At 44.3% G+C, this 13,487-nt stretch carries 10 protein-coding genes; 8 read left to right on the plus strand and 2 right to left on the minus strand.

The window, feature by feature from the left end; translation table 11 throughout:
* Nucleotides 1–181 precede the first annotated feature (181 nt).
* Nucleotides 182–1,606, minus strand: coding sequence for a Na+/H+ antiporter NhaC family protein (locus tag AC3WTL_RS02175; RefSeq protein WP_492368886.1), 1,425 nt, complete (start codon nucleotides 1,604–1,606; stop codon nucleotides 182–184).
* 339 nt (nucleotides 1,607–1,945) lie between these two features.
* Here AC3WTL_RS02175 and AC3WTL_RS02180 point away from each other — a divergent pair, with 339 nt between their 5' ends.
* From AC3WTL_RS02180 to AC3WTL_RS02195, 4 genes are all read left to right on the plus strand, one after another.
* Entirely contained in the window at nucleotides 1,946–2,200 is a 255-nt protein-coding gene (locus AC3WTL_RS02180; protein WP_248348190.1) for a heterocycloanthracin/sonorensin family bacteriocin, read from the plus strand.
* Between the two features lie 146 nt (nucleotides 2,201–2,346).
* Nucleotides 2,347–4,272 (plus strand): putative thiazole-containing bacteriocin maturation protein, encoded by a 1,926-nt coding sequence (locus AC3WTL_RS02185; protein WP_492368887.1) that lies wholly within the window; start codon nucleotides 2,347–2,349, stop codon nucleotides 4,270–4,272.
* Nucleotides 4,269–6,212, plus strand: a complete 1,944-nt coding sequence (locus AC3WTL_RS02190) for a TOMM precursor leader peptide-binding protein (RefSeq protein WP_492368888.1) — start codon at nucleotides 4,269–4,271, stop codon at nucleotides 6,210–6,212. Before AC3WTL_RS02185 ends, AC3WTL_RS02190 begins: the two co-directional genes overlap by 4 nt.
* A 23-nt stretch (nucleotides 6,213–6,235) precedes the next feature.
* Nucleotides 6,236–7,807, plus strand: a complete 1,572-nt coding sequence (locus AC3WTL_RS02195; protein ID WP_492368889.1) for a SagB family peptide dehydrogenase — start codon at nucleotides 6,236–6,238, stop codon at nucleotides 7,805–7,807.
* Nucleotides 7,808–8,035: 228 nt separating this feature from the next.
* Here AC3WTL_RS02195 and shc read toward each other — a convergent pair whose 3' ends face one another.
* On the minus strand, nucleotides 8,036–9,898 hold the full coding sequence (gene shc / locus AC3WTL_RS02200; RefSeq protein ID WP_492368890.1) for a squalene--hopene cyclase: 1,863 nt from the start codon (nucleotides 9,896–9,898) through the stop codon (nucleotides 8,036–8,038).
* A 79-nt stretch (nucleotides 9,899–9,977) separates the two neighbouring features.
* Between shc and AC3WTL_RS02205 the strand changes: the two genes are divergently transcribed.
* The 4 genes from AC3WTL_RS02205 (at nucleotide 9,978) to AC3WTL_RS02220 (ending at nucleotide 13,207) form a co-directional block, all read left to right on the plus strand.
* Nucleotides 9,978–11,090: a DUF2515 family protein gene (locus AC3WTL_RS02205; RefSeq protein WP_492368891.1), complete on the plus strand. Its 1,113-nt coding sequence runs from the start codon at nucleotides 9,978–9,980 to the stop codon at nucleotides 11,088–11,090.
* Nucleotides 11,065–11,238, plus strand: a complete 174-nt coding sequence (locus AC3WTL_RS02210; protein ID WP_492368892.1) for a hypothetical protein — start codon at nucleotides 11,065–11,067, stop codon at nucleotides 11,236–11,238. The genes AC3WTL_RS02205 and AC3WTL_RS02210 overlap by 26 nt, the downstream gene beginning before the upstream one ends.
* 309 nt (nucleotides 11,239–11,547) lie before the next feature.
* Complete coding sequence (locus tag AC3WTL_RS02215; protein WP_492368893.1) at nucleotides 11,548–12,006, plus strand: GNAT family N-acetyltransferase; 459 nt, start codon at nucleotides 11,548–11,550, stop codon at nucleotides 12,004–12,006.
* Nucleotides 12,007–12,409: 403 nt separating this feature from the next.
* Entirely contained in the window at nucleotides 12,410–13,207 is a 798-nt protein-coding gene (locus AC3WTL_RS02220; RefSeq protein WP_492368894.1) for a phosphotransferase, read from the plus strand.
* Nucleotides 13,208–13,487 lie beyond the last annotated feature (280 nt).

The raw sequence follows: 13,487 nt of genomic DNA on the forward strand, positions 1-13,487 counted from the left end.
TCCACCTTTTTGAGTCCGAAGTAGCCTAGGGTTCGGACTAAGAATCAGGGTTTGCAGCCTTTTGTGTCCGAAGATGGCTCGGGTTCGGACTAAGAATCAGGGTTTGCAGCTTTTTGTGTTCAAAGTTGCTCCCTATTCAAACTCATTTTCACGGATTCCAAGTGAGCCCTGAACAGACTGTCTATGAAATCAGAAACCCTGATGCAATAAATAGTGCGGCAGCAATCACAGCCCCAATGGCTGAAACCTTCAATTTATATCGCGCATAGTCCACGAGGTCCATATCTAAAATCGAAGCAGTGGTAATGGTCGTATCGCCAAGCGGTGAGGTCAGCGCTCCGAATGCCCCGCTTGCAAACACGGCTCCAACGGTAAGCGGAATGGAGGCGCCGGTTGAAACCGCGAGGGTAATTCCGAGCGGCATGAACAGACCCCATGTTCCCCATGAGCTCCCAATAAAGTAGCCGACCACTGATCCTAGCACAAAGATGGCCGCCGGTGTCAAAAAGGCTGGCAGAAAGCTTCCGAGTGAGCTCCCGATAAAGTCGGAAAAACCAAGATCCTCCGCTGCCAGGGTGAGCGCCCAAATCAGGATGAGCAGGCTGATCGCCTCCATCATCTGATTGCCTCCATCGTAAAAATGATAAAGAATTTCGTTCATTTTCTCCCGTCTGATTATGTAGAAAATAAAGGTTAAGACGAGGGTGATAAAAACAGCCAGCAGCATCACAAATGTTGCATCGGCCATGGAAAAGGCCTCGAATAGTGTATTTGCCCCCTGTGCCATGCCATCCTGCCATAACAGGAACAGAGAAAAAGCAAGCAATAAAACCACCGGGAAAATCAAATGCCATGGCTGGGCTTTTACAAGCGATAATTCCTTTTTAATTCCCATCCGGTGGAATTCATGCTCTTGTTCTTCTAAATCGGTGTGATGTTCCCCGTTCTGCTCTCCCGTCTTTTTTCGCCGCCAAAATGTCTGCACAATACCGATCAGCAGCATAATGATCGCGTAAAAATTAAACAGAATACTTAATAAAAAAATCTCATATGCGGACATGTCCAGATCGAGCCCGCTGATGCCGCCTTCAACAAGGGATACCATGAAGCCCACAAAAGCTGTCGCAACAGGAAGCAGCACAATCACTGATTCGGTTGAAATATCGAGAGTCATGCCGACTTTCTGTTTGGAGAGATTCATTTTTTTAATCAGAGATTTGATAATGGGCCCGATCATCATAATCCGAAACATTGGCATCATGAAGGTGAACGGGAGAGTGATCCAGATGAACACAAGAAGGCCCCGTTCAGAGCGGATTCTTCTGCCGGCCCATTCGGAAAATCCCTTTATGCCGCCCGCAATATTCATCATCCCAACAAGCCCGCCGAACAGATATAAAAATCCAACTATCTTGATATTCGTTTCATCTGAAAGCGTGGTAACAATATATGCGACCGACTGTTCCGTGCCAGAAAGCAGGTCTGCTGAAACGATAATGGAGCCAACAAGGATGCCCGCCACCAAACCCGGCAGAATGTTCTTCAGCCAGATGGACATTCCGATTACGATTAGAAATGGTATGAGTGATAGCCAGGTGTTATTCAAGTTTCTGCCCTCCAGTGAAAATGCCATTACTTATTTAGTATGGCCAGGGAAGGGAGGTAAATTCCCTGACAGCATACAATAATACATCTTTTCCTGCGGACTGCCGGCTATTAGAAGGTACAGCTTTTTTCGCTTAAATACATAAACCCAGTGAATATGGGTGTATGATTCAGTAACAATCCCCCATCCGGACACATATTTTGTGAAGAGAGTATCCGAAGAACTGACAGATTCATAATTGATTTTGGATGTTCTTCATTATGACCCTTGATGCTGCTTGCACATCTTATAAATAAATATGGAGGTATGAACATGAATGATTTCCAAAACGAACTGCAAATGCTGAATGTTGGTGATTTCCATGCGAACGAGGCGGTCCCTTGGGATCAAAACCAGGTCTATAGTGATCAGTCCCGGTTATGCGCTGGTTTTGGTATTGGCTTTGGCTTTAGCTGCTTTTTCTTTAATTGCTTCAATTGTTTTAATTGCTTTAGCTGTTTTAATTGTTTCCGCTGCTCTAACTGTTTTAGATGCGGAGGCCGCTGTGGCGGACGCTGCGGAGGCCGTTGTGGAGGCCGTTGCGGCGGACACTAGGCTTATCAATATGAGAAAAGGGAAGCCCCTCAGTATGCAGGGGCTTTTCATTTGAGGGTCAGACATATGAGACAAATCCCAATACATAGAATGAGAGAGGAAGTATGTTTCATAAAAGGCATAGTTTACGGGTAAGGAGGAGCGAAATGAAAAATTTGACCCCTTCTGTGCGTCTGAAGGTGAAAAGGGACACGTTTTTTATCCCTGATCCAGCCAAAGGTGTGTATTTTCGGAATAATGTAAGCTCCTTCCGCATGGAAGGCAGTATGATTGATCAGTGGGTTCAAAAGCTGATGCCGATGTTTAATGGTGAATATTCGCTGGGGGAATTGACGTGCGGCTTGCCGGGCCCGCATAGGGATCGTGTGTTTGAGATTGCGGAAGTGCTGTACCGTAACGGCTTTGTGCGGGATGTTAGCGGGGATCATCCACATCAATTGGAAGAGCATGTTCTTAAAAAGTATTCATCTCAGATCGAATTTTTGGAAAGCTTCGGTGATTCGGGTGCATATCATTTCGAGGCATACCGACAGGCAAAAGTGCTGGCAGCAGGTTCAGGCCCTTTTTTTGTTTCGCTGGTTTCTGCGCTGATTGAGTCCGGATTGCCTAAGGTTCATATGGTCATTACGGACCCTGAATCGACTAACACAAAGAGGCTGAAGGAGATTATCGCACATGCCCGGCAAACAGACCCTGAAGTTTCTGCAGAGGAGGTAACACGACCGAGTGATGAAGGTTATTCCTGGGAGGAATTGATCCAGCCATATGATTCAATTTTATATATCTCGGAAGCGGGGAATGTGGAGGAACTGCAAGTTATACACGCCGCTTGCCGAAAGGAGAAGAAGATATTTCTTCCTGCCATTATCTATAAACAGGCTGGTATGGCAGGTCCTCTCGTGCATCCGGAATCAGAAGGATGCTGGGAGACTGCCTGGCACCGCGTACATCAATCCGTTTTTTGCAAAGACAAGCAATTGCATGCCGCCTCTTCCACGGCAGGAGCCATGCTCGCTAATTTGATTGTGTTTGAGCTGTTTAAAGAGGTTACTGGATTGACCAGTGCTGAACAGAGAAATCAGTTTTTCCTCCTTAATCTGGAGACGCTTGAAGGAAATTGGCATTCCTTTCTGCCCCATCCAAACCTAACCGGAAATACAGCTGTGGAATGGATTCAAGATGTTGATCAGAGAATCGGGCAGAATTCCAAAAAAAATAAGTCTGACAGTTTGTTTCTTTTTTTCAGCCAATTGACTTCCAAAGAGTCTGGAATTTTTCATACATGGGAGGAAGGGGATTTAAAGCAGCTTCCGCTGGCTCAGTGTGAAGTGCAGGCAGCAGATCCGCTGTCAAAGGGCCCGGCCGAGCTCCTGCCAGCTATTATCTGTACAGAATTGAGGCATGACGAGGCTCGCCGGGAAGCAGGTTTGACCGGGATTGAAGCGTATGTGTCGCGGATGGCTGGCCGGCTTGAACTGTCTCCGAATTTAGATTTATATGGAATTGGAGCAGGGGAAACATTTGCAGAAGCGTTATTACGAGGGCTGGATAAGTGTTTGGAAGAGAAACTGGCTAAGCGTCAGGCAGTACAGACAGCAGTTGCTCCTCTGGAATTGATAGCTGTTGAAGATGAACGGTGCAGGTTCTATTTAGACGCATTGACAACGATGAAGGGAGCACCAAAAATCTGCCAGGGTGAAGGAGTGTCCGGATTCCCTGTGGTCTGGGTTGGCACGGCCGATCGCTGGTTTGGAAGTGTTGGCTTTAATAGGACATTAGCTCTGAGGAAAGCGCTGCAGCATGCAATTGCACAGGCGCAAAACCAAAGAGGGAGACATAAAGCAACTGCAGTGAAGGCATCATCTGTGCTTCTGGAGGAAAAGGCCCCTCAGCGTTTGGTCATACCTCCTTGTAATGAGAAGGAACAATCCTGGCTGCTGCAGTCTGCCAGACAGGTTCTGGAAGAGAACAACAAGCAGCTCTTAGTATGTGAATTTTCATTCGAGCCATTTTTGAAAGAGAGTCTGGCAGGTGTGTTTGGGGTGTTCATACGAGAGGAGGAATTACAGTGAGTGCTGTCGTGGTAGTTGTCGGAGAGGGACTGCTGGCGGACAGCGTATGCAAAGAACTGCCTGCCGAATATAAGGTAGTCCGTCAAAAGAATTTCGAGCCTGAACTGCCGGATGGAACAAATTTGTTTCTGGTGCTGCACGATACCTGGATGCCTCCAGTCCATAAAAAGGCGGAAGAGGTATCCCGATCATCAGGTATTCCCTGGCTGCGGGGTTTTGTATCATTTGGAGAAGGTGTGATCGGACCAATGGTCCACCCGTCTGCACCGGGATGCTCACAATGTGCGGACACGCGGAAACTCCTGGCAGGGCGTGACCGTGAAGAGATGTGGAAATTGCAGCAGAAGTTCGAAGGGAACAGCGGATTAGAAAGTGACGCCTGGGTGTCACGTACTGGGCTTTTACAGGTGTCCCACCTGCTTGTGGCCGAAATACAAAGGTGCCTGGAGGGCAGCCTGGCGGACCTGGAAGGACGTATGTATCTCGTCAGTCTGAAAACATTGAAAACCTCTCGCCACCTCATTTTGCCGGATTCATTATGCCCTGTGTGCAGCTCCCTCCCTGAAGATTCACAGGCAGCTGCAAGAATAACCCTTAACCCAAGCTTGAAAGTTAGTGCAGATAGTTACCGCTGCCGATCATTGGAGGATTTAAATCAAACGCTCGTCAGAAATTATCTGGATCAGCGGACTGGTTTATTGAATGGGAAAATGTATGATTTCACACCCCCTTTTGCGGATGTAGTCGTAAACCTGCCATTGTTTGGAGGGGACGAAGGAGTGGCAGGCCGCACTCATTCCTATCAGGTGAGCGAGCTGACAGCCATTCTGGAGGGGCTTGAGCGTTCCTGCGGCATATCGCCCCGTGGAAAGAGGACAGCAGTCTATGACAGTTACCGCAACCTGGAAGACCGGGCTCTTAATCCTCTAAAAGCAGGTGTGCATGCAGAAGAACAGTATACACAGCCGAACTTTCCTTTTAATAAATTTAATCCTGATATCCCGATGAATTGGGTATGGGGTTATTCGTTCTTGCAGGAGCGCCCGATTCTGGTTCCTGAACTGCTTGCTTATTACAGCCTGGGCTGCGGGAATGGATTTGTCTATGAAACGTCCAACGGATGCGCACTTGGCGGCAGCCTGGAAGAAGCGATTTTCTACGGTATTTTAGAGGTGGTGGAGCGTGATTCATTCCTGATGGCCTGGTACGGACAGCTGGCCCTTCCGCGTCTTGACCCTTATTCCGCTAATGACGAGGAATTGCAGCTGATGATTGATCGGGTGAGGATAGTGGCGGGATATGATCTGCATCTGTATAACGCGACAATGGAGCACGGGATACCAAGTGTTTGGGCGATGGCGAAGAACAGGAAGAAAAAAGGGCTGAATCTCATTTGTGCGGCTGGAGCCCATCCTGATCCGATCCGGGCGGTAAAAAGCGCAGTTCATGAGTTAGCTGGAATGATGGGGACAATGGACGATGATTTTGAAGCGAACAAGACGAAATTACGGCAAATGCTGCAGGATTCTTCCCTCGTCAGGAAAATGGATGACCATGGGATGCTTTACGGTTTGCCGGAAGCGGAGGAGCGGCTGGCGTTTTTACTGGATGAAAACCGTCCGCTCCGAACGTTTTCCGAGGAGTTCAAGCGGGGAAGAAGACATGCAGACCTGACAGATGATCTGCAGGACCTTCTTAAAGCGTTGCACCTGCAAAATCTTGATGTCATAGTGGTGGATCAGACGACACCGGAGATACAGAGGAGTGGATTGCATTGTGTCAAGGTGCTGATTCCGGGGATGCTGCCTATGACATTTGGACACCACCTGACACGTGTAACAGGGCTTAGAAGAGTGCTGGAGGTTCCCATGAAACTCGGATATGCAAAGGAGCTGCTTACAGTTGAACAGCTGAATCCACATCCCCATCCATTTCCATAAGCCCTTGCTGGGAGGTGAAAAAGATGAATCCAGACACATTTCTGCATAATTTGCATTTTGATATTGATAAAATCACCCCGCCTGATTGGGAAGTGGATTGGGAAGATGCTCCGCTTGCCTATAAGCTTTACCGGGGCTTGCCAGTTTTCCCACTGTCACTGGAGGTTCCCCTTTCTCTTGAAGAATGGGAGGCACCGGCAAAGCCTGACCTTAGGAGAATTGGGGATTATCTCTGGTACACATTTGGCCTGAATCAATTTTCCCAGTCTGTCTCTCCAATGGGTTCGGATGAGCAAGGAGATTTTATGCAATCGTTTCGGCGGTCTGTGCCTTCTGGCGGAGCGCTGTATCCTAACGAACTATACATGTTTTTGAAAATAGATGATTTGCCGGAAGGGATCTACCACTATGATGTGCTGCACCACCGCCTGGTGCTGCTGCGAAAGGGTAATTTCGATTCGTATATAGCCCGTGCTCTTGGCAGCCGGTGTGATGTGTCAACTTGTTTTGGGACTGTATTCGTGACGACCATGTTCTGGAAAAATTACTATAAATACAACAACTTTGCTTATCGACTGCAGGGCTTGGATGCAGGGGGAGTAATTGGACAGTTATTGGAGGTTACAAAGAGGTTTGGTTTTGCAGCGGGAGTTTACTTCCAATTTCTTGATCGTGCCTTCAACCATCTCCTTGGACTGTCTGAAGAGGAGGAGAGCGTATATGCTGTTATCCCTCTCTCTGTGGAAACAACCAGTTGGGCCTCCAACAGAAGCAGCAGGGACGGAATGGCTTCTGCCTCCGATTTGTGCGAGGAAATAACCACGATTCAGACTAATAACTGGGTCAGATCTAACAAAGTAAAAGAATTTCCGATGTTAACCAGCGTTAATAAAGCGTCCATGCAGGAATCCACTAATTCGTTTCGTCAAATCATTCCTCAAGAGACCCACTGTGAGGGCCGGCCTGTGCCTCTTCCTCATGTAAACAGGATAGCGTATGATTTGGCGTCGGTCTGCCGGGAGCGTTTTTCACCGGACATCGATTTCACTTTAGGAAAAGTGAGCCAGGAGCAGCTTGCTGCCCTGCTTCAGGAGGCGACTGACTCCTGCCTGTATCGCAACGATTTAGACATGGCACTTGAAAAGCGAGCCTCATGTGTAACTCTATATGTGTGTTTGAATAATGTCGAGGGGATTCTGGATGGTGCCTATTATTACGACAGCGATGCTCATTCCCTAAGGGAGATCAATCCCGGAGACCATCGGCTTGCGCTTCAATCCGGCATGCCTGCAGGCAATGTGAATCTGTTTCAAGTCCCTCTCTGCTTTCATATAGCAGGGGATAGAGCTTACCATAAAACAGAATTGAACTATAGAGGCTATCGCATTCAGCAAATGGAAGCCGGGATGCTAATGCAGCGATTACTAATAGCAGCGACAGCGCTTGGAATGGGCGGACATCCGCTTCTCGGGTTTGATGCGAAGATGAGTGATGAAATCTACCAAATCGAATCACAGGGAAAAACTAGCCTCATCCAAATCCCGATTGGATTCTACCGGGCACGTCCATGGCTGCAGGGGAATTTAATTAGCTAGATTAGCAGATGCATATGTTGGAAGTTAAGGAATGGTTGGGCGATTAGCGACCATAATGAGGAGTGGAGAAGTAATATCGTCGTTAATAGAGTTGATTAACTCCCAAGAACAGGAAGAAGAGAAGAAATGATCGTTAAACTAAGCTGCTTTCTAAAACTATCTATCAATAAAACTACCTTTTAAAAAGGCCCCAGCTGTTATTAAGCCGGCGCCTTTTTTGCCTTTTATTCATTCCCCGAACTTCCCGCGATAATGAGCCAAAGCTATAAGCGGAAAGATATAACGGTAGCTATGATAATGAATATAAAAGCTTCCGGCCAGGGCCTGCCCTTTTGGATAGACAGTCGTCCAATCCTCTTTATCAATTGAGTTCAGCAAGTATTGAATTCCTTTTTGGATCTGTTCATTTGGCTGGTCTTCCGCTGCAATTAAAGCATCAACCGCCCATGCCGTGTCTGTAAGGGTACTTGCGTTCAAGGGAACATAAGATTTTTGACTGTCGCTCAGGCAGGATTCTCCCCAGCCTCCATCCTCGTTTTGTATTTTCTTCAGCCAGTCACATGCCTTCCTGACAGAAGAATGGTTGGAATGGCCTGCCGCAACAAGCCCTGTTACTGCGGCCCATGTCCCGTAAATATAGCAAATGCCCCATCTGCCATACCAGGAGCCGGCTTTTTCCTGGTTACCCAACAGCCAGTTAACCCCGTTCTTCATTAAAGTGTCAGTAGCTGGGAGATTCGTATAGTTCCCCAGAAACTCCAGTGTTCTACCGGTCAGGTCGGCTGAGGTGGGGTCTCCAAATATATATTCACCCTTTTCAATCGGAAGAAAGGCAAGCCATGAATTTTCGGTATTTCTTTCAAAGGAAGGCCAGCCGCCATCGTCATTCTGCATGGAGACCAGCCACTGAATGCCGCGATCCCATGCATCCTGATATTCTGAACTGTCCTCGATACTCCTGGCGATCGCTCGCAATGAAGCGGTGGTGTCATCGACATCCGGGTTGAGGGTGTTGATATCAGAGAATCCCCATCCGCCCGGTTTCCCATGGGGATTATGGATCGCCCAGTCCCCAAACTTTACATGCTGACGCTTCAGCAAATAGGTGTTTGCTTTCCTTACTGCAGGGTCATTCGAAGAAACACCCGCTAATTGGAGGGCTGTGTTTATGAGAGATGTATTCCATATACTGGCGTTTGCGTATTGTATATGAGGGAGGCCGTCTATATCTTTCCGGAGCGATTTCAGTCCCTCAACCGCATTTTTTATTACGGGCTCATCCTTGGAATAACCAAGGGACAGGAGCGCCAAAACCATTAAAAAGGTTGAGCTGAAATAACTATAGAAAGTCCCTTCCGGCTCAATCCGCTCAAGCATATAATTCTTCGCCCGGTCCATTGCCAATGAGTGGAGCTGTTCCGGCAGACCCAAAAGCTCTTCAACACCTTCTTTGAGGAATGAAAATAAAGAACGGTATTCGGGCTGAATCTCCCACCGGGCTCTTGTTGTTAGTAAGCCTGAAAGGTCAGGGCTGTTTTTTGTTTTAAGGCTGAATTTTTTCTCTGAAAGAATCAGAATCGGCGCGAGATTCACACGCCCATACACTGAAAACTGATAAAAATTGAAAGGGAAGGACAGGGGCAGAAGCATAATCTCAACGGGAATCGGAAAGGATTCAGGCCATTGATATTGTCCTGTAGATGCCAGCATAATTTTGGTAATAACATTTGCACTCTCTAATCCGCCATGCTCCAGTATAAATTTTCTCGCAGCTTTCATCCTGGAGTCTTCCTTCTCTATATAGCCCGAATACAGAAGTCCATAATAAGCCTCCAGTGTGGCATTTGCATTTCCATCCGGTTCATCCTCAAAAAGCTTCCAGGCGCCATTTTCTTCCTGTTTGCTTAAGATCCTTGCAGCCAGTCCCTGAATTAATTTTTCATCATGCATCTCCAATGTCCTTAATAAAATGATCATATAAGCGTCTGTTGAAATGCCGGTTTCAAAAGGATAATTCCATGAACCATCAGGAGATTGGTCTCTATTTAATGCGGCAATGAGACGCTTCATGCCAGCAACGGTTTTAGTCATGTTATACACATTCCTCTCCGGTTAAATTGCTCCTATAAATACATATTCATTTCACAGAGAGAGAATTCATGGAGGAGGGATGCTTATCTTTTTTCAAAAGAAACACCCAATGAGCTGGTTAAAAGAAGAATTAAAGAAAAGAGATCAAAAGCAGGTTAAGCTTTCAAATGAAGAAAAGGGGATTCTGGTTCAGGTTAAAAGGGAGACAGCAGAATGGAACCTAAATAATGTTACCCGGACAAAAGCCTATCTGGATTTCTACCGGCAGCATCCGGAAGTCCATTGGGCATTTTTAGCGCACATGGTTTCCCGGAATGGCGGCTGGAATATGACTGATTTAAAAGGGGAAATCCTGTCCCGTTTATTATCGGATCGTGAAAGACACTCTTTCTTTTCTTTTCTGGAGAGAGGGAACTGGCTCATTTTTCAGGATGCCTATCCGCAATTATTAATTTACAGGGAAAGCGTGAAAAGGAACCGGCCATTATTTCACCTGTTTCCTCACCTTGGTATATCCTTCTTCATGGAAACGGTCTGGAGCTGTTTTTGGAGAAGGATGGATTCTTATATTCTGACAACTGCTTTTATTATAAATGAACAAAATTATATTGAAAAAAGGGTACTTCAAAACTCTTTTTACAAACATGAGGTGTTTCATAAGCTTGAATTTAAGCTGCAGGAACTTCTGTCCTTGAATCACATCCTTTTTCCTTTTGAGAAGAATGGAACTATACAATTGAAGGGTCTGACTGTGAATCAGTTTGAATCGCTGCACGAGCGAATCCTTTTAGGGAAAAATCTGTACCATGTCCTTTTTAAGGACAAAGAAGTGCTAACCCTGACTGAACAATGGGCAAACACACATCCCCACACCGGTTCAAGAAAAGACTATTGGCCGCATATCTTTAATGATATTCATGAAGGTCTTCCGGGAGAGCAATATCAATTCCAATTAAAGTCGTGCCAGATTCGGCCGGGCGGACGGAGAATTTATAGCCCCAGCCTTGAAAGCGCCTGGAAAAATGTGAACCAGCCTGAAGCAGAACCAGGGGATTGGTTTGAAAATGATCATGTAGTGGAGTATTTTTTGGAGTTAGACGATATGATGAATGGGGAGATTCGGCATGCATACTGTCAAACACTTGAAAGGCTCGAGCTTGCTGCTCTTGCAAAAAAAGCTGTATGGAATTAGAAGCGATATGCCGGCCATGATTTCTATATTGAAAACAATTGAAATTGTAAAGGGCTGTTTACATGGGATGTTTGTATTGGCCATCAGTATTCCGATGGCAGCTGCAGATAAATGGCAGAGAGTATCGGAATGTATTTCAATGGAGTAAAGGGTTCCATTTTTGGTTGCTTTATTGAATAGTGGCATAAAGAATGACGTGTGAATGGCACACGTCTTTTTTCTTGTTTATTAAGGTTTTTAGCCTCTTCCATCGGCTTTGACATTTGCGATAGATATTATATTGTACAAAAAACAATTGTACCATTAAAATGCAGTGCAAAAGACCTGTCAATTACAATGCCGCTTGGCCTGCAGGCAATATATCTTCTTCAACTAACGGTGCAGTTTTGCTGAAGAAGGATTTTTAATATATTACGAGAAATATCTTAATCAAATAAAGCTTGTTTCGGAGGAAGATATGGAAGGTTTTAAAGTGATGCAATTAAAAAGTCTGTTTCATATTGATTTAACCCATTTAGTCAAGGAAAGCAAAGAAGAAGGTTTTCGGTTTCTTGAAAGATTAGTTAATGATTATGAAAAGGGCACTAATAAATTTAATAATCCTGGGGAATCTTTATATGGTTTGTTTAACAAAGAAGGTGTACTAATTGCTATTGGAGGAATAAATATAAATCCATTTTCAAAAGATGAAAACGTTGGACGGTTGAGAAGGTTCTATGTTTCTAAATATAATCGAAGGAATGGCCTTGGAAGATTTTTGTTAAGTCAGATAATTTACGATGCAAAAAACTTTTATAAGGTTTTAGTACTTCATACAGATACAGAGCAAGGGGATAAATTTTATACTTCCTTTGGATTTTCAAAGCAGAATATTTATCCAAATTCAACTCATTATTTAAGCTTATTTAATATGTGAAGAGTTATTAGGAAAACTGCTGCGTTATATGATCCATTCTCCAAACCAGGTGGCTTTTTGTTTTTGACAAACGGGGAAGGACATTTAATAGAAAAAAATGGAATTTCATCTTTATTGTTCAACTTTTATATAGTACTATTAAATAGAGATGTATAAGGAAGGGGAATCTATACTCCATATGTGGAATACCTTGAAATGATTATTTAATTAGATATAGACAATTGCGATCCTTTAATTCAAAGGACGCGATTATTTGTCTATCTTAAAATCATTCAAGGGATACATGGTGTGGACAATTAGATTCCCATTACCAAGCAGGTATCTTTGTGTATCTGCTTTTTTTATGGGTAAAAATACATCTCTATCGACACAAACATAGTATCCCTATATTGGGGGAATTTTAATGAAAAGTCAGTACCAAAACGAGGAAATTCTATCAGGTGGGAATGTTACAAACGTATACCGTTCCGGAGATACTGTTCGACGAGACTTTAAAGAACATAGTCCAAATATTCATAAGGTATTATTACATTTGGAGAGCAAAGGTTTCAACTACGCACCTAAGTTTTTAGGTGTTGATGAAAGAAATAGAGAAATATTATCATTTATTGAAGGTGAAGCTGGTAATTATCCACTAAAAAAATATATGTGGTCTAATGATGTTTTAAAGGAGATAGCTAAAATACTACGTCTCTATCATGATGCAGTAAGTGATTTCCCGATTAATGAAAGTTGGCAACCAATCGATAACACCCCTCATCAATTTGAGGTGTTATGTCACAATGACTTTGCCATATATAACATTATTTTTAATCATGAAAAGCCAGTAGGGATTATTGACTTTGACCTTGCAGCTCCTGGACCAAGAATTTGGGATATAGCTTATACCCTGTATACTTGTGTACCTTTAAGTAGACTATATCATTCTGAAACAGGTAATGCGGTTTATTATTACCCATTAAGGGATGCAGACCGCATAATGCAAAGGGTTAAATTGTTTTTTGAATCCTATGGTGTTGAGAGCCTGGAAAATGGATATTTAGAGATTGTATTGCTACGAGTTGAAGCCTTATGTAAAACCATGCAAAGGAAAGCTAAAGAAGGAGATATGGCGTTTCAAAAAATGATTGATGAAGGACATTATGAACATTATCAAAAAGAACTTGAATTCATACGCGAACATGGAAAAGCATGGATTTAATATAGTAATGAAATGAATGATTAGTAATAGCGTTAAGCCTTACAGGTTTAACGCTATTTTATTATCGTACCAAAGAAGTGCCTTATGTGAAAATAAGCATTTAAGGGGGAAATTTGTGAAGAATTGTACTTAAACGAATGCGTGCTTTAGTTTAAGAAGGGACGGATTTCATAACAAAGAAAACTCGCCAGTTTTCGGGCGAGTTTTGCCTTTTTATATGCCACTTGATGTCAAAAGGACTGTCATTTAGGAGCATGTTTTTAGATAAGCACCTCAAAAC

This window comes from Cytobacillus sp. EB106-05-05-XG126 (genome assembly GCF_058791715.1).